The sequence below is a fragment of the Robertmurraya beringensis genome, from assembly GCF_042433785.1.
Taxonomy (GTDB): Bacteria; Bacillota; Bacilli; order Bacillales; family Cytobacillaceae; genus Robertmurraya_A; species Robertmurraya_A beringensis.
Genome location: NZ_JBHLUU010000005.1, coordinates 61,287 through 82,371, shown reverse-complemented (window position 1 = coordinate 82,371; position 21,085 = coordinate 61,287). Strand labels below are relative to the sequence as shown.

At 41.0% G+C, this 21,085-nt stretch carries 21 protein-coding genes and 1 pseudogene; 6 read left to right on the top strand and 16 right to left on the bottom strand.

All coding sequences use genetic code 11. The features are described 5' to 3' along the window. Positions 1-6 precede the first annotated feature (6 nt). Positions 7-231, top strand: a pseudogene (locus ACFFHF_RS00835) (ABC transporter permease); the annotation flags it as partial. A gap of 12 nt (positions 232-243) precedes the next feature. Beyond that, the gene (locus ACFFHF_RS00830) at positions 244-897 is read left to right on the top strand and encodes a TetR/AcrR family transcriptional regulator (RefSeq protein WP_377057424.1); all 654 of its coding nucleotides are present in this window, start codon (positions 244-246) and stop codon (positions 895-897) included. Between the two features lie 25 nt (positions 898-922). Here the strand turns inward: ACFFHF_RS00830 and ACFFHF_RS00825 are convergent, their stop codons facing one another. The 11 genes from ACFFHF_RS00825 to ACFFHF_RS00775 form a co-directional block, all read right to left on the bottom strand. Next, positions 923-1,780, bottom strand: a complete 858-nt coding sequence (locus ACFFHF_RS00825; protein WP_340906013.1) for a Cof-type HAD-IIB family hydrolase — start codon at positions 1,778-1,780, stop codon at positions 923-925. 14 nt (positions 1,781-1,794) lie between these two features. Next, positions 1,795-2,457, bottom strand: a complete 663-nt coding sequence (locus ACFFHF_RS00820) for a DNA alkylation repair protein (protein WP_377057423.1) — start codon at positions 2,455-2,457, stop codon at positions 1,795-1,797. A 498-nt stretch (positions 2,458-2,955) separates the two neighbouring features. Next, positions 2,956-3,522, bottom strand: coding sequence for a hypothetical protein (locus ACFFHF_RS00815; RefSeq protein WP_446694992.1), 567 nt, complete (start codon positions 3,520-3,522; stop codon positions 2,956-2,958). 69 nt (positions 3,523-3,591) lie between these two features. After that, positions 3,592-4,686: a PRK06851 family protein gene (locus tag ACFFHF_RS00810; RefSeq protein ID WP_377057421.1), complete on the bottom strand. Its 1,095-nt coding sequence runs from the start codon at positions 4,684-4,686 to the stop codon at positions 3,592-3,594. Between the two features lie 111 nt (positions 4,687-4,797). Then, entirely contained in the window at positions 4,798-5,280 is a 483-nt protein-coding gene (gene ybaK, locus ACFFHF_RS00805) for a Cys-tRNA(Pro) deacylase (RefSeq protein ID WP_160545918.1), read from the bottom strand. A 75-nt stretch (positions 5,281-5,355) separates the two neighbouring features. Beyond that, positions 5,356-5,694: a UDP binding domain-containing protein gene (locus ACFFHF_RS00800; RefSeq protein WP_377057420.1), complete on the bottom strand. Its 339-nt coding sequence runs from the start codon at positions 5,692-5,694 to the stop codon at positions 5,356-5,358. A 31-nt stretch (positions 5,695-5,725) separates the two neighbouring features. Further along, entirely contained in the window at positions 5,726-7,390 is a 1,665-nt protein-coding gene (locus ACFFHF_RS00795) for an alpha-glucosidase (protein WP_377057419.1), read from the bottom strand. 252 nt (positions 7,391-7,642) lie between these two features. Next, positions 7,643-8,542: an NAD(P)/FAD-dependent oxidoreductase gene (locus ACFFHF_RS00790; protein WP_377057417.1), complete on the bottom strand. Its 900-nt coding sequence runs from the start codon at positions 8,540-8,542 to the stop codon at positions 7,643-7,645. A 94-nt stretch (positions 8,543-8,636) separates the two neighbouring features. Next, positions 8,637-10,406: an ABC transporter ATP-binding protein gene (locus ACFFHF_RS00785; RefSeq protein WP_340906021.1), complete on the bottom strand. Its 1,770-nt coding sequence runs from the start codon at positions 10,404-10,406 to the stop codon at positions 8,637-8,639. Continuing rightward, positions 10,399-12,126: an ABC transporter ATP-binding protein gene (locus tag ACFFHF_RS00780; RefSeq protein WP_340906022.1), complete on the bottom strand. Its 1,728-nt coding sequence runs from the start codon at positions 12,124-12,126 to the stop codon at positions 10,399-10,401. The genes ACFFHF_RS00785 and ACFFHF_RS00780 overlap by 8 nt, the downstream gene beginning before the upstream one ends. Before the next feature lie 150 nt (positions 12,127-12,276). Beyond that, positions 12,277-12,606: a MerR family transcriptional regulator gene (locus tag ACFFHF_RS00775; RefSeq protein ID WP_066057067.1), complete on the bottom strand. Its 330-nt coding sequence runs from the start codon at positions 12,604-12,606 to the stop codon at positions 12,277-12,279. A gap of 189 nt (positions 12,607-12,795) precedes the next feature. Between ACFFHF_RS00775 and ACFFHF_RS00770 the strand changes: the two genes are divergently transcribed. Together ACFFHF_RS00770 and ykzB are read left to right on the top strand one after the other, a co-directional pair. Further along, the gene (locus ACFFHF_RS00770; protein WP_119710325.1) at positions 12,796-12,981 is read left to right on the top strand and encodes a hypothetical protein; all 186 of its coding nucleotides are present in this window, start codon (positions 12,796-12,798) and stop codon (positions 12,979-12,981) included. Continuing rightward, positions 12,965-13,108, top strand: coding sequence for a protein YkzB (gene ykzB / locus ACFFHF_RS00765; RefSeq protein WP_377057430.1), 144 nt, complete (start codon positions 12,965-12,967; stop codon positions 13,106-13,108). The genes ACFFHF_RS00770 and ykzB overlap by 17 nt, the downstream gene beginning before the upstream one ends. A 63-nt stretch (positions 13,109-13,171) precedes the next feature. Here ykzB and ACFFHF_RS00760 read toward each other — a convergent pair whose 3' ends face one another. Then, the gene (locus tag ACFFHF_RS00760; protein ID WP_377057415.1) at positions 13,172-14,287 is read right to left on the bottom strand and encodes a TIGR04053 family radical SAM/SPASM domain-containing protein; all 1,116 of its coding nucleotides are present in this window, start codon (positions 14,285-14,287) and stop codon (positions 13,172-13,174) included. 178 nt (positions 14,288-14,465) lie between these two features. Between ACFFHF_RS00760 and ACFFHF_RS00755 the strand changes: the two genes are divergently transcribed. Next, on the top strand, positions 14,466-16,118 hold the full coding sequence (locus tag ACFFHF_RS00755) for a M20/M25/M40 family metallo-hydrolase (protein WP_377057414.1): 1,653 nt from the start codon (positions 14,466-14,468) through the stop codon (positions 16,116-16,118). A 24-nt stretch (positions 16,119-16,142) separates the two neighbouring features. On the opposite strand, the gene ACFFHF_RS00750 is transcribed toward ACFFHF_RS00755, so the two are convergent. From ACFFHF_RS00750 to ACFFHF_RS00735, 4 genes are all read right to left on the bottom strand, one after another. Further along, positions 16,143-17,819 (bottom strand): glycoside hydrolase family 13 protein, encoded by a 1,677-nt coding sequence (locus tag ACFFHF_RS00750; RefSeq protein WP_377057413.1) that lies wholly within the window; start codon positions 17,817-17,819, stop codon positions 16,143-16,145. Positions 17,820-17,942: 123 nt separating this feature from the next. Continuing rightward, positions 17,943-19,109: an acyl-CoA dehydrogenase family protein gene (locus ACFFHF_RS00745; protein WP_377057412.1), complete on the bottom strand. Its 1,167-nt coding sequence runs from the start codon at positions 19,107-19,109 to the stop codon at positions 17,943-17,945. A 168-nt stretch (positions 19,110-19,277) separates the two neighbouring features. Next, positions 19,278-19,676, bottom strand: a complete 399-nt coding sequence (locus ACFFHF_RS00740; protein ID WP_377057411.1) for a hypothetical protein — start codon at positions 19,674-19,676, stop codon at positions 19,278-19,280. Positions 19,677-19,708: 32 nt separating this feature from the next. Then, entirely contained in the window at positions 19,709-20,182 is a 474-nt protein-coding gene (locus ACFFHF_RS00735) for a hypothetical protein (protein ID WP_377057409.1), read from the bottom strand. A 194-nt stretch (positions 20,183-20,376) separates the two neighbouring features. On the opposite strand from ACFFHF_RS00735, the gene rluF reads away from it, so the two are divergent. Further along, positions 20,377-21,081: a 23S rRNA pseudouridine(2604) synthase RluF gene (rluF, locus tag ACFFHF_RS00730; RefSeq protein ID WP_377057407.1), complete on the top strand. Its 705-nt coding sequence runs from the start codon at positions 20,377-20,379 to the stop codon at positions 21,079-21,081. Positions 21,082-21,085: the final 4 nt, after the last annotated feature.

Sequence of the window (21,085 nt, the reverse complement as noted above, 5' to 3'; positions counted from 1 at the left end):
TTATACAAGATCTTTTTCTCTGGATTATTTAATCTAGAGACCATTTCTGATTACTTAAGCTGGATTGGCCCACTCACTCCCTTGTACTATGGAGCAGATGCCTTAAGAAATGTTATGATAAGAGGGTATGGGTGGGGTGAGATTTCATTTGATTTGTTTATGTTAGCAGGATTTTCACTTCTGTTCATGATTCTAAACATTCTTGCCCTTAAAAAATATCGTTCTATTTAACAAGGAGTTTATATGTCAGATAATCATATGATTGATGAGATTATAGATAAAAATGAAAATCTAACCGAAAAACAAAAGCTTATTCTCGAAGCTGCTATTGAATCCTTTGCTGAAAAAGGCTACGCGGCTACCTCTACGAGTGAAATCGCAAAGAAAGCGGGTGTAGCCGAAGGAACCATTTTCCGCCATTATAAAACAAAAAAGGATCTCTTATTATCCATCGTTGCACCCATGATGGCAAAGCTGATTGCACCTTTTGTGATAAAAGATTTGAATAAAGTGTTGAACCAGGATTTTGAAAGCTTAGAAGATTTTTTACGGGCTATGATTCATAATCGGGCCGAGTTTCTAAATGCCAACATTCCTTTGTTCAAAATTGTCCTGCAGGAAATCCCCTTTCAACCAGAACTACAGAAGCAATTTAAGGAGCATATTGCGATTAAGGTTTACGAAAGAATGGAAGCTATTATCAAACATTATCAAGAGAACGGGCAACTGATTGACCTTCCTCCTTATCAAGTGGTTCGGATGACCGCTTCCAGTATATTTGGTTTCCTAATCGGTCGTTATCTTCTTTTTCCCGAGCTAGATTGGGATGATGAACAAGAAATCGAAGCAACGATTCAATTTATTTTGCATGGATTAGCACCGAAAGAAAAGGCTTGAGGATTTTTCCTCAAGCCTTTCTATTTTACTCAGCTAATGCTTTTAGGATGGCTTCCCCTACACCGCTTTCGTCATTTCTCAATGTTACGTGAGTGCATTGTTCTTTAATATCCTCGTTTGCATTGCCCATGGCTACTGATCGGCCAACCACTCGAAACATGGATAAATCATTATAATTATCGCCAACCGCCATGGTGTCTTGTAGGGCAATTCCCCTTTCTTCCACGAACTCAGCTAATGCAATACCCTTTTGGGATTGTGTGTTCATCAGCTCTAAGTTCCCAAATGCTGAAGAGGTTACTTCTAGATGATCGATTTGCTTAAGCTTTTGCTCCACCTCATCTAAAAAGCTATGATCCTTATGGAAAACTAGTAGCTTATAAATGGTTTTTTCTCCGTTTAAAATTGGCTCATAGCTATCCACAATATGAACCAAACCTTTCTCATATCTATGTTGCGCTTCTTCTTCCACAAGCTCTCTCGAAAGCTCAGGATTTGCAGTTGTAAAGATATCAATAATGATCTCAACGCCCTTATCATAATCGACAGTGTAAGTACCTTCACTTGTATAAATTTCGTAATAAACGCCTTCTTGATTTAACACATCGGCTGCTTGTTTCGCGATTTTGTGATCTAAGGGATGAGCTTTGACAATTTCGCCTTCTTTTGTTCGAATCTCTGCCCCATTGGCACAAATAAGCGGTAGCTGTAAGCCAGATTCTTGTAAAACTGACATAGCCTCTTCATAGGAACGACCCGTTGCAATAACCACTTCTACTCCTGAATTCAATGCTTTTTGAATCGCCTCGAGGTTCTTTTCGGATACTTCCTGCTTTGAATTTAATAATGTTCCATCCATATCACTAGCGATGCATTTTATCATAATCAGTTTCTCCTCTATATGTATTTACTACCTTCACGAATGCTGAGCTTAGATAAAGACGTGCGATCAATAAAATTCTTTACACTGCTCGGATTCGTTTTTGAGTATTCACGCAATGCCCAGCCAATCCCCTTTTGTATAAAAAACTCCTTGCTGTCGGCGTTTTCTTTACAATAACGATACAAAAGCTCTTCATTTGTATTCTTTTTATATTTTAGCTGAAAAAGAATCGCTGCGCGCCTTAACCATAAATCATCACCATACGCCCAATTATCAATCGTTTCTTTAATTACTTCTGGATGATCAGCTGCTATTTTTCCAACTGCTTTGGGACCGAGAACATCAACCGTGTCCCACCATGACTTGGTGGTGATGAGCTTTTCAATTCCAGGCAGATGCCTTTTTTCCAGCTTTTTTAACGATTTTTCCATATAATCAAGTGCAGCTGCTTGAAACTCCCTTTCTGGAAGGGCCCAGACCTCTTCGACAAACTCCTCATTATATGGCTGTTTTAATAAACCGGTTTCCTCAAAAAACTGCTTCATAAGCTCACGTCTTAATGGCGTTTTGATTCCTAGAAAAGGAAACTGGTTTCGCATATATTTCTCCATATAATAAGCATTCTCGCGATTTCCATTCGCTCGAAATAATTTCGTTAGGATGAGGATCTCTTTCATACAGTGCTCCTTTATTGTGACATAACTTTATTGTAAAAGTTTTTTCGTAAATTTTCCAACAATGCAACTGTAAAAATTTATTAAAATCGGACATCCTCGAAAGTAGGGGCCCGTTTTGAAGTGCTTTTCTTAAAATACGTGCTGATATGACAGTCGTAAGGACATCGTTATTGGTATATAAAAAAGGAAAACTCTCCATGCTCAACAAAAGTACGTTAAACGGAGATTTTCCGGTTAAATGCAGAATGGAGCTCATTTCGGGGTAAATAAGGGAAGGATTTCCGCTTATGCAAGGTAAAACCTCCCCTTTTCGGGTTTTTTGAGCCAATAGGCGGAATCTCTCCGTCTAATTAAAGCTTTTTTAATAACAATTACCAATTAAGCGGAATTTCTCCGTCTATCAGTTCAGGTGCTTAACCTGAGCTTCCATCCCATAATGAGGACGGTCCATAGAAAAAGGCATGAACCCAGATGAGTTCATGCCAGCTCTAATGTTTATTATCTTCCACCGCATTGGAAACTGCTGATTCTTCTTAAATCAGTACCATAATAAACCCAACGTCTATTTCTCCATCGGTATCCCGCAATAGAATCTCTTCCAACATACGTTGGATAGAACCAGAAGCTATTTCCATTAACTAACCAAATATACGTGAAGCGGAATCGGCATCTTCTAATGGCACCAGGGTCGACCGCAAAAGGGGAAACACCTTGTTGTGGTGTATAAGAAGGTGGTGGGCTTGATGGTGGACCGTATTGGTCACCTCCACCGCCGCCTCCTCCTGGGAATCCGCCACCTGGAAAGTCGTCACCCCCACCCGGGAAGCCCCCTCCTGGAAATCCGCCACCCGGGAAGCCCCCTCCTGGAAATCCACCGCCCGGAAAACCTCCTCCTGGAAATCCACCGCCCGGGAAACCTCCTCCTGGGAATCCGCTGCCCGGAAAGCCCCCTCCTGGAAATCCACCACCTGGGAATCCGCCGCCCGGAAAGCCTCCTCCTGGGAATCCACCAGTGGTTGGCTGCTGTCGATCATCTAAAAAATAATTTGGATGATAATAGTTCACATTCATACCCCTCTCTACATACATCTCGTTGTAATGTATGCAAAACGCCTATGAGGGGTGAGTGATCCATTATTTTTCTTCGAGCTGGTGAATCATTTCTTGAACATGTTCGGTTAGTTCATTAACCTTGTCAAAGTCCATAGCATCTGTATATATTTGCTCTAGTTCTTGATTGTACTCACTGCATTCCTTTAAAAAGCCGATCGCTTGATCCATCATATTTTTATAGGCTGTTTTATGGTTTGAAATCTCTTCTTCAAAAATTTCATCGGTTCCACTAGCAATAACAGAGCCGTACATATCAACAATCTCGTCTCCATCTCTGCTTGGGAAATATTCATGTGGCGCCGTACTATCAAAAATGGCCATTCCTAACTCTCTAACAATGACCATATCCAAACTATTTGGATCAAATCCACAATGATACACTTCTACATCTAATCCGCGGACTTGTGCTTCTTCAGCAATTTTCCTTAACATCGTTGATTTTCCGGAGCCCGGTCTTCCTTTTATAAAATACCTTTTTGCAACGTCTTCTGTTAAATTTGGAACATGGTCAACCGCTCCAACCGGAGTAGCTGCGCCTAGAAACCGGTGCTTTACCGCTGATTCTTTATTTAAGGTCATACTTCCATAAAACTGTGAGACTAATTTTCTAGTTAAATCATCTGCTTTCTGGAAATCCATCGCTTCAATATAGATTTTTTCCCAATTGTCATGAATGCTTAACGCTTCGGCAAAGTGCTCATATGCTTTTTGTTTGGCATTACCTGCTAGCATGGACAATCTTAGAATTTGATCCTTGTGTTCTACTAGTTTGCTTGAGTCCCAGCCTTCTCCTAGGTTTACGTATTCCTCAATTGCACCAAGTGCTCTTGGGGTAATCGTATAGAAGCTCGAACCGTTCACAATTCCCACCTTGAGCTCTGGAATGATCACTCCATCAATAGATGAAGTATCTAACGGACAATGCAGGTATTCCACTTGATAATTTCTTCCTGTCCAGTATTCTCCCACCTTCTTCATAAGTGTTGATTTTCCTGTTCCCGGTGCCCCTTGCAATATAAAAACCCTCTGTAAATCTTTTAAACAGTCATCAAATAAGCTATGAAAACCCTTAGCTGTATTTCCGCCAGCATAGTAGTTTCTAACACTCCCAGCCATCTGCACACATCCTTTGCTGAAAATTCATACGTGGAGCATTAAAATATATGCGATTCTCACCTTGTCTTAGCACATGATCTAACATAGAGGATGACCAAATATGATTTTTACTTATTCATTCGTGAGCCCCGCTATTTTTCCACCTGTAACAGAAAGTAAGTCTTGCAGCTTCAGTTCCATTTGGACTCCGATTTTCCCACCACTTACGATGATGGAAGATAATTCCTCTGCACTTTCGTCAACGACCGTTGGGTATTGTTTTTTCATGCCTACGGGAGAACATCCGCCACGAATATAACCTGTCCATTTTTGAATATCCTTGACGGGAATCATCTCTATTTTCTTCTCGCCACATGCTTGCGCCCCTTTTTTCAGGTTTAGCTCCTTCTCCACAGGAACAATAAAAACATACAGTTGCTTGCTCGCACCTTGAGCAACCAGCGTTTTATACACCTGTTTCGGGTCTTTTCCTATCTTTTCTGCCACAGACACTCCATCAATTTTCCCATCTTGTGAATCGTAGGTGATTAATTCATAGTCGATTTTTTTACTATCTAGAATTCGCATCGCATTGGTTTTTGCTTGCTTAGCCATACACCGCACCCTTTTTAATTTTTATGATACGAAAAAAGGCAGGGAGTTACAATTCCCTGCCCACTGAAGATCTATTTAATAACGAAATATAGGTGTTTTCCTCTCTACTACTTCTCGACCGATGGAGATATACGTGATATCTGCTTGCTGCGCTTCTTCTAGCTTATAACAATTTCGACCGTCGATAAGAAGTGGTTCTCGCATCATTTGTTTGTACTTCTCGAGTGGAAATTCTTTAATTTCTCCCCATTCCGTTACGATACATACTAAATCAGCTTGGTCTATAGCGTTCTCAATCGTTTCTGAATAGTGGATTGCTTTTTTATATCTCTTTTTGACATGATTGTGAGCAACCGGGTCATACGCTCGGACAAGGGTCCCTGCCTCTAACACATAAGAAATTGAAAAGACCATATCAATGGGGATATGGTCTTTTCGAGCAATATTATGTCAAACGATATACTCTTGTTTCGAACGGTTTGATTGTAAAACCATTTATATTATCGTGGGAATCCATCTCGTAGTTGGCTAATAACAGTTGATCGTATTTTAATTCTAACCCGTCTATAGTGAGTGTTGCTGCTTCCCCTGTTAGATTCGATAAAACAACCACCTTATCGTTCTCACTTTCTCGTGTGTACACATAAATTTGCGGATCTTCTTCTAATAGAAGTTCATATTTACCGTACGTAAACACGTCATTGTTCTTTTTCAGCTGAATCATTCTTTTATAAAAAGAGAGGATAGAGTGCTCGTCTTCTAGCTGCTTTTTCACATTGATGTCTTTATAGTTTGGGTTCACCTTCATCCAAGGCGATCCTGTTGTGAATCCCGCTTCGTGATCGTCCGACCATTGCATTGGAGTACGGCTATTGTCTCTTGAAGTGGCCCAAATGATTTCCATAATGTCCTCATGTGAAACCCCTTCTTCACGCTTCAAACGATACATATTTTTGACAGCGACATCATCGTAATCCTCAATCCTTGGGAATTGAACATTGGTCATTCCAATTTCCTGACCTTGATAAATAAATGGTGTTCCCTGCATGAGGAAATACATCGCTGCCATGCTTGTTGCACTTTCGTACCAGTATTCTTTGTCGTTCCCCCATGTGGAGACAATTCGCGGCTTATCATGATTTTCAATAAACAGCGCATTCCAGCCGTCCTTTTCTAATCCCTTTTGCCAGCGTGTGAGCACTTGTTTCAAGCCCAAAATATCAAGACCTTTGGCAGGATCAGTATCCCATAGATCCAGATGCTCAAATTGGAATACCATGTTCATCTTACCCTCTTCTTCTCCTACCCAAAGATGCGCTTCGTCTACCGACACCCCATTCGCTTCTCCCACAGTCATCACATCATATTTGCCGTACGTCTTTTCTTGCATTTCAGCAAGGAACTCATGAATTCCCTCCTGATTCATATGCATGTCAAAAGAAGAAACGTATTTCTTATTTTCTGGGTTTGGCATATCTGGGAATCCTGGACGCTTCTTAATATGACTAATCGCATCAATTCGGAACCCGTCTATGCCTTTATCCAACCAGTAGTTCATCATACTATAGACAGCTTCACGAACTTCAGGGTTTTCCCAATTCAAGTCAGGCTGCTTGGTTGAAAACACATGCATATAATATTGCTTCGTTTGTTCATCGTATTGCCAAGCAGAACCTCCGAAAATACTTTCCCAGTTATTTGGCTCTGCTTCATCTTTCCCGTCACGCCAAATATACCAATCGCGCTTTGGATTGTCCTTAGATTGACGTGATTCGATAAACCATTGATGCTCATCACTTGTATGATTAGGAACCAGATCAATAATCAATTTCATTCCACGATCATGAACAGCTGCTAACAGAGCATCAAAGTCCGTCATCGTCCCGAAATCTTCCATAATGTCTTCGTAATCAGATATATCGTATCCGTTATCGTCATTTGGTGATTTATACATGGGACAAATCCAAATCACATCAATCCCAAGATCTTTTATATAATCAAGTCGTTGAATGATTCCCTGTAAATCGCCAATTCCATCTCCATTTGAATCCTGGAAGCTTCTTGGATAAATCTGATAGGCCACGGCTTCCTTCCACCATATCTTCTTCATATATAACCCCTCTGACATTTTATTTTTTCATGCTGTAAACGGCTTTTTAGGTAGCGCAACCGTTTGCATAAATGAAGCAAAAAATAACCTTTTAAAGGTTGCACTGTTGTTAACAGTTTACCGCTTACAAGAATTTTACGCAATACCGATTTCTTTTTGGGTACGATGTTATGGGTTCTTTTTTCTGTAATTTTGTTAATCCATCGCATGTATTATTCATCTGGCCGTCCTAATAAACGGCCAGTTTCCCATTTAAGTTTCATTCATCAATGATTTATGAATAAAAATCGCTGCTTGAAGCCCATCTCCCATGGCAACTGTTACTTGCTCAGAATGGGCTACCACATCACCTGCTGCCCATACATGTTTGATATTCGTCATTTTTGAACGAGGATCAACAAGAATATGTTTATTTTCCATCCTTTCTACTCCAAGCTGAGCCGCTAGCTCCGAACGAACCTCATTGTTTCCAAATGCGACAAATCCGTGGTTCGAAACTAACTGTGTTCCATCTGTCAAAGTGACACCTTGAAACTGGCTGTCCTTCGCCTGTACTTGTTCAATCGACTGTTCATAGTATTCAATATTTTCCTTTTTAAGCTGTTTAAGGAGTTTTTCATCCACTTCTTTTCGCTCATGATTCACATAAATAAGCTTTTTGGACCAATACAATAAAGTCAAGGCCGCATTGGCTCCGACATTACCTGAGCCAATGACGATACATTTTTCGTCTTTGATTTCATATCCATCACAATCTGGACAAATATACACACTCTGCCCTAGGCATGGGTACAGCTCGGGGATTGGCGGAATCCGGTCCATTACCCCGGTTGCAATCAACAATCTCTTGGCCTTTTTCTCGTCCCCATGATGAGTTGTTACATGAAAAATCTCCTTTTTCTTCTCCACCTTTTCAACCTTTTCTAGTAAAAACTCAACTCCATACTGCTTCGCCTGTTTCTCGCCAATGGACCGTAAATACTCCCCGCTCACACCAGATGGATAGCCAAGCACATTATGATAGCTTCGGCACAGAGTAGATCGGCCATCCCCTGAATCAATAACAAGCACCTTATACATATATCTTCCTAACTGAACTGCACACTGTAATCCAGCAATTCCTCCACCGACAATCACGCAATCATACACCACTGTTTTCCGCTCCTTTCTACCTCCTTACCTTGCCCAACTACCGCCTATTTTTTGCTATAAAAGAAGAAAAAGCTGACCCACTAAGGGCCAGCTTTCACATGATTGCCTTTTGTTGCTGCGTACGAACTAAGTCTGCATAAAATCCATTTTGTTTTAGAAGCTCTTTGTTTGAGCCTTTTTCAATTACTTGACCGTCCTTTAACACAACGATTAGGTCTGCATTTTGAATGGTGTTCAAGCGATGGGCAATCACAAATGTGGTTCGACCCTTCATCAGCCTTTCCAACGCCTCAATAATTTTCATTTCTGTAATCGTATCAATACTGCTTGTCGCCTCGTCTAGAATCAACAGAGCTGGGTCCGCTAGCAGTGCACGGGCAATGGATAACAATTGCCTTTGCCCGTGACTAATTCCTGCCCCTTCCCCATTTAGCACAGTATCGTATCCATTTGGAAGCTTCATGATAAAATCATGCGCATTGGCTTCCTTTGCTGCCTGGATCACCTCTTCGTCCGTAGCAGCTAGACGACCAAAGCGAATATTTTCCCGAACGGTTGATTCAAAAAGAATGGAATCTTGTAAAACAAAACCCATTTGCTTTCTTAAGCTATCTCGTGTAATTTCCTTGCTGTCTCTTCCATCAATCCAAATCGTCCCCTGATTACTGTCGTAGAAACGAGCAAGCAAGGAGATTACGGTCGTTTTGCCCGCTCCCGTTGGTCCAACTAGGGCAACCGTCTCACCAGCTCTTGCTTGGAAGCTCACATCCCTTAATGTCGCAAGGCCCTCATCATAGGAAAAGCCCACCTGATCGAATACAATCTCTCCATGCAAACGATCAATCGATACTGCCTTCCCTTCATCCTCCTGTTCCTCTTTTTCATCCACAATTTGAAACACACGCTCCGCACCAGCTACAGCCGACAAAATCATGTTGAACTGGTTAGCGAGATCATTTAATGGTCTCGTGAACTGCCTAGAGTATGTAGTGAAGGTAACAATGACACCAATTGACACGGAGCCCTTAATCGCAAGAATTCCACCAATTCCAACAATGATTGCAAAGCTTACATTGTTTAGCATATTCATCAGTTTTGGAATAAAACCTGAGTATGTTTGAGCCCAATAGTTTGATTCTTTCAACGCATCGTTTTTCTCCGCAAACTGATCGATGACTTTCCGTTCCTGCGAGTACATTTTTACTATTTTTTGCCCGGACAGTGTTTCTTCAATGAAACCATTCATATCGCCGAGCGTTTTTTGCTGCTCCTTAAAAAACTTCCCTGTGCGGTTCGTAATCCATTTCAGTCCGGCAAACATGACAGGGACAATCGTTAATGTTAATACCGTTAACAAAGGACTCAGCCATAACATCATGGCAATGGTTCCTACTATCGTTAACGTACTTGTCACCACTTGAATAATGGCTGAATTTAATGTTCGACTGACATTTTCCATATCATTCGTTAAGCGACTCATAAGCTCACCATGCTGACGCTTCTGGAAAAAGGAGATGGGGAGCATATGTAGCTTCTTGAAAAGCTGGTTTCTCATTCGGAAGACAATTTCTTGGGCAATACCAATCATCCAATTGTTCTGAAAAAAAAGAGCCGCTGATTGCAATAGAAAGACGATGATGATTCCAAATAACAATAACAAAAAGCGTTCTTTATTGGTTCCTGCGATCACATCGTCAACCGCCACTCCTAATAAATAGGGTCCAATCAGGGAAAAAACAGAACTTGCAATCACCATAAATAAAACCCAAGAGAGCAGTACCTTTTCCTTGTTTGCGTAGCCAAGAACCCTAAGCAGCGTTCCTTTTATATTCTTTGCTTTTGGCTTTGTGTCAGGTTTATGCAAGCTGCTCCATCTCCTTTTGCATTTGGGACTTGTATATTCTACGGTAACTGTCGCTTTCTTTTAGCAATTGTTCATGCGTTCCTTTTGCGACCAACATACCTTCTTCGAGGAGAAGGATTTGATCGGATTTTATTACGGAGCTAATTTTTTGAGCTATGATAAAAGTGGTGCAGGCTTGGTCCTTTATTGAGGTTAGAATGTTAGCCTCCGTTTTGGAATCAAGCGCACTCGTACTATCATCTAATAACAAGATCCTTGGCTGTCTTACGATGGCCCGAGCAATGGAGAGCCGTTGCTTTTGACCACCTGATAAATTCACCCCACGCTGTCCAACCATGGTTTCATATTGGTGTGGAAGAGTCATGATGAACTCATGAATTTCTGCCTTTTTCGCAGCTTCTATAATCTCATCAAAAGTGGCATTCTCCTTCCCCCAGCCAATATTTTCTTTTACCGTCCCCGTAAATAAATGCGCTTCCTGCGGGACCATTCCGATTTGCTTTCGCAGTTCTTCCTTTTCATACTTTGTGATGTCCTCATCATCAATCGTAATATGTCCTTCAGTTACTTCAAACAAACGAGGAATTAACTGAAACAAAGATGTTTTTCCTGATCCTGTTTCCCCTAAGATTCCAATTCTTTGACCTACCTCGGCCGTAAAGCTAATATCATCAAGTGTTCGTTTAAGCGCTTGTGGATATTGAAAACTCACGTGATGAAACTCCACCCGTCCATCTATTTTTTCCCCTGTTGAAGGAGTGTTCAGCTGTTCAGCATCCGTTTCTTGCTCAAGGATTTCAACAAGCCTTCCCGATGAAGCTTGTGCCCTAGAGTAATTCATCATAACAAATGAAAAAACGGTAAAAGCAAACATAATTTTCGTTCCATAATTAAGCACAGCGACGATTTCCCCTGCTTGTGCCCCACCGATATCCAGCTGAAGAGAACCAAACCAAAGAATGATCACCATCGCAACATTCATTCCAAACATGAGAATGGGCATCGTCATCTCCATAATTTGAAGGGCTTTTTTATTGTCTTCTCTTAGTAGCTTGTTTACTTTTTCAAACCGTCCCTGCTCATGGGGTCCCCTTGTAAACGCTTTAATGAGACGGATGCCTACTAAATTTTCCTGAATGATACTGTTCACTCTATCAAGCTTTTTTTGAACAAGCTGAAACAGAGTGACTCCCTTTCGAATTAGAGTTAAAACAATCACCATTAAAAGAGGCACGGAAATCAGCAGAATAGTAGCAAGCTTCACGTTGACCGTGAACGCCATAATCATTCCACCCAGAATAAACAAAGGTGCTCGGAGCGCAATACGTAGACTCATAAAGAGGAAGTTCTGTATTTGAGTTACATCGTTTGTCAGCCTCGTAATTAAGGACGAAGTCGGAATTTCCTGAAAGTCCTTAAAGGCAAATTGTTGGATTTTATCAAACAGGTCTCTCCTAAGATCGTAACCGACCGCTTGACCTACATGGGAGGAGTAAAAGGAGTTTACTATTCCTGCAACAAAGGCAATAAAAGAAAGAAGTAAAAGTATACCGCCCCAAAGGTAGACGGGAAACATGTCTCCGTTTGTAATGCCCTCATCGATGATTTTAGCCATGAGGACAGGCTGTATCAGCTCAACCACCAACTCAAAGCCGGTAAGTGATAACGCCATTATCGTGGCATATTTATAGGGAAATATGTACTTAAAAAGCTTCTTCATGGTGGATCCCTCCATTTCCATTACCGAAAAAATATTACAAATTATTTAGTCACCCTTAATATTATAATTGTAACATATTAATAGAGTGTACAAAATATTCAATCATCTTTTACACAAACAAAAAAGCCTTATGCAGGCTTCATACAAAGGCTATTGATTTTTTTGAATTCCAAACCTAGCGTTAATTTGTCCACGAAGCATTTTGTTACGGAGTTTCTCATCTTTGGCTAAATTATTTTTCTTAATCATATCCTGTCTAATTTCGTACGTTCGAACACCTTCTTCGCGCTTATTTGCGATTTCTATTAGCGTTTCTACATCAGAGAATGAATACTTTCGGTTTCCTCGTTCAGACCGCTCAGGGAATATGAGCTTTCTTTCCTCGTAATAACGGATTTGCCTCTCGGAAAGGCCTGTTAATTCACTTACTACACCAATCGTTATGACTTTTCTACTTTTATATGATGTATCTTCCCCCATGGTTTATTCCTCCGTTTCCCACACCGTTTGCTTCTAGATTATACCATTACCTTACACAATAGACGTCTAACTTGTAAGAAATTCTGACAAGTTTTAAAAATGATGTTAATTAAACTAACAGTTGAAGTGATAATTACTCCCAACCCACTTACAATTACGTTAATACCAAAAAGAAAGGATGAACTCCCCATGGCGCTTCTAAGAGAAATGGTTGAGAAAAGGCGAAAAGAGTATGAGAGTCTCCTAACAAAAGCCGGTGCCCTCACAGTTCGTAAAGACTCAGCTGATTTCACTCTTACCGAAATGGAAGAGGTCTATAGAAAATGGGTAGCATCAAGAAAGGAAAAGGAAAGGAAGAATGATGATGAAAAATGAAGATGCGATTACCTTAGCCAGGATGATTATTGAACTAGATTTACTTCGAGACGAAATCTGGGAGAGTCTAACAAGTGAAGCCGGTGATAAAGCATATGAAATTCTTCGAAACGTTCAAAATAGTTGACTCCAAAAGCCTGCTGTCATGAAATCAGCAGGCTTACCTCTTTTTATTACTCTGTACAAGCAGCTATCGTAAGCTTTGTGGAACATACACGCAAAACGGTTCACTCGCTAAGTAGTCCCCTGTCATAGCATATGCTCGAGAACGGGAACCTCCACATATATGACGATATTCACACATCCCACATTTTCCTTTGTAGAGGTCTGGATTACGAAGTTCCTTTAAGACTGGAGATGTTCGATAAATATGCTCTAACCGATTCTCACGGATATTCCCGACTTTTATTGGGAGCAATCCACTTGGAAACACATCACCCGTATGAGAAACAAATATAAACCCATTTCCATCATTTACACCCTTTGGCGCACGCTTTAGACCGTCTCGGATTCTGTCCTGATCCATCGTCATCGTATCTTCGTAGCGAATATGACTAGTTTCTACTAAATGCTCTTTCATTTTTTGCTGAATTACCACTCGCCGATAATGCTGTGCTGCCGTTGTTTTAATATCATAAGGAACGTTTTTACTTAAGTCGTACAGCCACCTAAATACCTTTTCGTGTTCAAGGGGCGTTAAACAATCATCGACTTGGCCTCTTCCGGTAGGTACCAGTAAAAAGATATACCACATCACCACATCGAGTTCTTCCATTAGTTTGGCCATTTGCTCGAGATGGTCGTAATTGTACCGTGAAATCACTGTGTTGATTTGTAGCGGCATGTTTAGCTCACGCAAGTACGCCACTTTCTCAAGCGTTAAGTCAAACGAACCGGGAATACCACGGAATTGATCATGAATATCTGCTGTAGGTCCATCCAAGCTAAATCCCCATCTTGATAAGCCGACTTGCTTTGCTAGTCTCATCTTCTCCTTTGTTACATTGGCCGTTGCACTAGGAGTCATAGAAACACGCATTCCTTTTTTAACCGCATAATCTGCTAGCTCCAGTAGATCGCCACGCATCATGCAATCCCCACCACTAAAAACAAGCATCGGGTTGTTCATTTCATAAATTTCGTCAATTAAAGCGATCCCTTCCTCATGGGTTAACTCATTTGGATCTGGCACCAACTGTGCGTCCGCTCGACAGTGCACACACTTAAGCTGACAAGCTCTCGTTACTTCCCAGATGACAATAAACGGATTTTGGCTGTAATCAACAGGAACATGTTTCCCATGCATCGTATCACCTAACCATCTTTAAATTTTTCAATGTTCTCATTATAGGAGGTAACCACCTCATTGAATCAGCCATATTGTTACAATCCTCTTACACTTGCTACTTTCTAATAAGAATTCATTGTCGTATAGTGAAGGTAGATGATTATTTCAAGGAAAAAAGGAGAAAAGGAGAAAACCCATGCTATTACCTTGTCTTACTGATGTGTTAGCTTTCACCAAACAGCTCGTTCAAATTGAAAGTGTCGTCAATACAGATGGAGAAAAAGTCATCTCTCATTCATTGCATACACTCCTGACTTCTTTTCCATATTTTCAAGAAAACCAAACACACCTCGTCATCGAACCAACCATTGATGACGATTACGAAAGATATAATGTTCTTGCCTTTGTAAAAGGAACAAAAAGCTCAAGTAACCGCACGGTCATTCTGATGGGCCATGTGGATACCGTTGGGATTGATGATTTCAATCAATTAAAAAGCCTTGCTTGTTATCCTGATGAGTTAGCTGAAGCTTTAAAGAAAGAAGACCTAGCTGAAGAGGTAAAGGAACAGCTTGAATCTGGCAACTGGCTCTTCGGTAGAGGAACCTTAGATATGAAGAGCGGACTTGCTAGCCACCTTTATCTACTAAAATATTACTCCGAACATCCTGAAGAGCTTGATGGAAATCTTGTCTTCTTGGCAGAATGTGACGAGGAGGATAGTTCAAACGGAATTCTATCATCGTTAAAAACATTAAAAAGATGGAAGACGGAGCATCACTTCGACTATGTTGCAGCGATCAACGCTGATTTCGTAGCTCCACGATTCAAAGGGGATCAAAATCGATACATATACAAAGGAACCGTCGGCAAGCTCCTGCCTTCCTTTTTCATCACCGGTTCGGAAACACATGTCGGAGCTTGCTTTGAAGGATTAGATCCGAATTTTTTAGCAGCTGAGTTAACACAGCAAATTAATTATAATCCGGAACTTTGCAACGAGGCATTAGGGGAAACGACCGTCCCTCCTGTATCACTAAAACAAATGGATATGAAGCCTTCGTATGACGTACAAACGGCCTTATCTGCTTATGTGTATTATAATTTCTTTATTCATTCGTGGACGCCAAAAGATGTCATCGACAAACTTACCGAACAAGCGACAATCGCTTTCGATCGTGCCTTACGAACCTATGAAGAGCGCTATGAAAAGTATTGTAAAATTAGTGGAGAAGCCTACCGACCAATTCCTTGGAAAACAAGAGTCTTTACTTATGAACAGATGGAAGAAAATCTGCTTGCTGAACACGGGGACATGTATAAAGAACATATGAACCAATTTAAAGGTCAGCTGCAACAAGACAAAACATTGGATAGCCGGATGTACGCTGCGCGTGTGGTAGAGGAAGCATGGAAATGGATGAAGGACAAGAGCCCTGCTATGATTTTATTTTATTCATCATTGTATTCACCAAGAATTGAACTAACCGGGAAAACACCTGATGAATCAACCCTTATTTCTGCACTTGATGAAGCGGTTGCTGAAGTACAGTCAGATTACCCATATCCGATCGTCACGCGGAACTTTTTCCCGTATATCTCTGATATGAGCTTTGTTGCATTAAGCGATGATGATGCAGGACTTCAAGCAGTCACAAATAACAATCCAAGTTGGGGACGGAAGCATTTTATCAATTTCCAAGATATACGAGATATCAATGTTCCTGTCGTCAATATTGGACCATACGGAATGGATGCGCATAAACGATTAGAAAGACTTGAGATGACCTACTCCTTAGAAGTTGTTCCTACGCTAACCAAACGAGTGATAGAAAAAGTACTAAAATAGGCGAGGGTTCCCCCCTCGCCTTTCTTATCTATATTTATACACCACTGCCTCGTACGGACGAAGCTTGATCGAAGTCACATCCGGCTCCTCTGGTTGCTCGTAATTGCTAATTAACACTTCTACATCACGGCAAATCATATCTTCTGGAAGCTTAAACTCCGGCCGATGATCAGTGAAATTCAGGATAACCAGTAGCTTTTCTTTCTTAAGCGTTCTCGTATAGGCATAGATTTGTTCATGATCATCAAGAAGGACATCATATGCCCCATACACGATGACCTCATTCTCTTTTCTTAACTTGATTAGTTTTTTATAGTAATGGAAAATCGAATCTGGATCTGCCACTGCTTGTTCGACATTCACTTCTTTGTAATTTGGGTTTACCGCAATCCATGGCGTTCCAGTTGTAAAACCAGCATGCTCACTAGCGTTCCACTGTACCGGAGTTCGTGCATTGTCCCGCCCTTTTACATAGATTGATTCCATCACTTTTGCTTCATCTTCGTTGTTTTCATTGACCTTTTCCTTGTACATATTCAATGTTTCAATATCTTTATACTCCTCAATGGAGGCAAATTTGACATTCGTCATGCCAATTTCCTCACCTTGATAAATATATGGCGTTCCTTGTAACGTGTGAAGGAAAGTCGCAAGCATTTTTGCTGATTCTACACGATACTTCCCGTCATTCCCAAATCGCGAAACCATACGAGGCTGGTCATGATTGTTTAAGTACAAGCTATTCCAACCTTCGCCTTCAAGCCCCTTTTGCCATTTGGTAAAATTGTCTCTCAAGTCTTTTAGCTTCAGCGGACGCAAATCCCATTTCCCACCGGGGCCTGAATCAAGATCCATATGCTCAAATTGGAATACCATATTCAGCTCGTTTCGATCGGAACCGGTATAAAGCTTTGCCTGCTCCACATCTACACCTGGCGTCTCACCTACCGTAACGACCCCTCTTGAAAGCACCTCTTTATTCATTTCTTGTAAGTACTCATGTATTTTAGGGCCATTAAAGAAATACTCTGCACCTGACGCATACTTTTTCCCTTCCATATTCCGCGCATCCTGGTATCCTGCCTTAGAAATTAGATTGATTACATCCATTCGGAAGCCATCCACACCCTTGTCAATCCACCAATTCATCATATCGTATACTTCTTTACGGAGCTTTGCGTTTTCCCAATTCAAATCAGGTTGTTTCTTGCTAAAAAGATGGAGAAAGTATTCATCGGTCGTTTCATCATATTCCCATGCCGAACCGCTAAAGAATGATTCCCAGTTCGTAGGCTCTTTGCCATCCTTTCCCTTACGCCAAATATAATAATTTCGGTATGGGTTGTCCTTTGACTTTTTCGCTTCCAGAAACCAGTGGTGCTCATCTGATGAATGGTTTACTACTAGGTCCATCATGAGCTTCATTTCCCGATCATGCATCTCCTGAATCAAATGTTCCCAATCTGCCATTGTTCCAAACTCATCCATAATATCTTGATAATCGCTCACATCATATCCATTATCATCGTTTGGTGACTTATATACAGGAGACAACCAAATGATATCAACACCGAGCTCCTTTAAATAATCAAGTTTTTCAACAATCCCTTGAAGGTCACCTACTCCATCACCATTGCTATCCTTAAAGCTTCGCGGATAGATTTGATAAACAACACTTTCTTTCCACCATGATTGGTCCATATGTATATCTCCTCTCATATGCACAAGGGGTTTGTGCAAACGTTTGCTTTATACTAGGATAGCATTAAATGGTTCGAAAAAAAATAACCTTTCACATGAAAGAAAGGCTATTTTTTGACAGATCTATTTCTCCTTACTCGCTCTTTGTGCGAGCATCGACACAACCGCATCATCCATTGGCGGATTATGGAGGCCCGCTCGTACATCTCGGTAATATCTTTGAAGGGGATTTTTATGATAAAGACTTTGCGCTCCTACAATGCGCATGGCTTTGTCAACAACCTCCATGGCTGTATTGGTGACCACATGTTTCACAGCTGCAAGCTCCGCATGTAGCTCATAGCGATGTTCAACATCTTGATCCCATCTTTCCGCCACGGAATAAAGAAAGGTTCTTGCACTCATTAACTTCAGTTCCATTTCCCCGATATGCTGACGAATATTAGGAAGCTCACTAATAGGACCTTTGATAGAGTTAGGTTTGTAATTGTTGGCATAATTCACGGCATAATTTCTTGCTGCCAAGGCGATTCCCATATAACAGGCTGGTATATGCAAAAGCCATCCATTCGCCTTTTTCTTTGATTCCTGATCAAGAACTTGTACAAGTGCATCGTAAGGAACTCTCGCATTTTGTAAAAGAATGTCATGACTTCCTGTTCCACGCATCGCCATGGTGTCCCATGTTTCGACGATTTCCAACCCTTTTGTTTCACGTGGAACAATAAACTGAGCAATTTCGTCATTTTTCTCCACTGCTGCAACGACAATAAAATAATCGAGTACAGGAGACATGGTCGTAAACGTTTTGCGTCCGTTCAATACCCACTGCTCCCCTTCTTGTACGGCAAGAGTTTGCGGTCTTCCTCCTCTTGTTGGACTCCCTGTTGCTGCCTCAGAAACCGCACTGTTTAATAACGCTCCCTGATGGACGATGTCTTTGGCAATCTTCTCAAAGGCACCATTTTTCCATACCTTCTTTTCAGCGGTATCCATAACAATTCCTAAATGCCAGCCGATAGAAAGAGCGGTAGAACCATCTCCTTGGGCTAGTCTTTCCTGTAGAAGAACGAGCTCATAAAGTGAAATTCCTTTACCTCCCAATTCTTCTGGAACAGAAAGCTTCGAGTAGCCACTTTTCTTTAGCTCCTCGATATTTTCATAGGGAAAGCTCCCTTCCCGGTCGTGTTGTTCTGAGCGTTCTTGAAAGGAATCTGCTAGCTTACTCACCATGTGATAAAGCTCTTTGTGACGGTTTGTTTTTAGAAAATACTGCTCATGATAACCCATTATTAAGACTCCCTTCCTTGCCTATTGGTTTAAGAGTTCAACTCATCTTATCTTATCTTTGTATACAAGTATAACGGTACAGCTCCTTCATTGTAAAAAAAGAACCCCTTAGAATCTAAGAGGTTTGGTGAACATTTTAGTTAATAGGAGGTAAAATTTGATGACTTGTTAACTAACAAATGAAATAATCATAACTCCTACGATCGCTACGATGGACATATGCATTCCATTTGCTCGCAACCCAACCTGAACACCAGAAATCCCTGCAAATCGGCTAACCATTAAATTTAAGCCAGAGAACGGACTAAGCGACGTGGACATCGCCCATGTGAGTAACAATAATAAGGCTAGAGAAATACTCGTTATTCCAAGCTCAGCCGGCTGTAGCTGCATAGCCAGTGCACCCACAACAGCAATCTGGTGAATTCCCATATAGGTGAGGACAAGTACGATCACAATAACTGCTAATGCAAAGAGGACAGAACCATTCCATATCCGATGTACTGGGTGAACGGAACATGTAAATAATGAAGCACTAAAGAAACCGATGCAAAATACGGCGACCAAAAAATAGCGGTCGTAAAGCCCACGAGATAGCTTTACGCTGACATCATCGATGGAAGCTTTAACTCATCTAAAAATTCATTGATAATCCGAACCGAACCAAGATTTAAGACCGGGCTTAATAAAAACAAAGTACCCGTAATTCCGGCATAAAGTTTCCTTGGCTGCTGCATCAGCTTTTTTAGAAGCAGAGCTACTGCCTCAAAGTAGCCTCCAAACCGTAAGGGTATGGACAATAATGGGGCTAATGTAATTAAACAAAGAAGAGGTAAAATCAGAAACAGACCATCACTTATTCCTTCGACACCTGTCCCCTTCCCTATTTCAAGGGCAATTCCAAATCCCATCATAAAAAAGCCAAGAAGCCTTGGTAGAGGATCTGCTTTCGGAGCACTTCCGACAAACGCAATTAAAGCTAGAGCCACCACCACATACCGAAGCCAGTTAAGCTCTACAAAATATTGAATCAAATACAGGCCACACATCGCTAAAATAAGGTAGCTTCGCATTGGGCAACTTCTCCTAATGAACTAGTAATCTTATTGTTTTATCGTACTCCTATCATTTGATAGATTCAATCGGTTCTTCTAGAAAAGGAGAGAAATTAAAGTGAATGAAACCCTACATCCCACCATCCGCTTGAAAACAGGCAAACAATTGCTGTATCCTTTAAAGGACAAAACACCTAAAGGATGTAAAAATAATGAGATTAAATAAATTTATTAGCGAATCGGGCTTTACTTCTAGACGCGGAGCAGACAAGCTCATTAGCGAAGGGAAAGTGACGATTAACGGACGTGTCGCGGAGCTTGGCAGTCAGGTGGAAGCGGGAGACGATGTGAGGGTGAACGGCAAATCCATCGTGGTAGCTAGAAACTATGTATATATTGCACTGAATAAACCAGTTGGAATTACAAGTACAACGGAGCGTCATATTAAAGGAAATATTATTGATCTTGTGAACCATCCACTACGGATTTTCCATATTGGAAGGCTTGACAAGGACTCTGATGGTTTAATTTTGCTAACAAATGACGGGGACATCGTTAATGAAATCCTTCGGGCAGAAAACAAACATGAGAAAGAGTATATTGTCACTGTAGACAGACCTATCACCAAAGAGTTTGTTGCACAAATGTCATCGGGTGTGGAGATTCTTGATACAAAAACTCTTCCTTGTATAGTGGAGCAACAATCAAAGTACGTGTTTAAAATTATTTTAACACAAGGCTTAAACCGACAAATTCGCCGTATGTGTTCAAGCTTAGGGTACGGAGTTGTTCGCCTTCAGCGTACAAGAATTATGAACATCCATCTAGGCAACCTCCCTGTTGGTCAGTGGAGAGATTTAACCAAGGAAGAAAAAAGGGTACTGTTTAAAGATCTAAATTACGAGCCGAAACAGTAAAAAA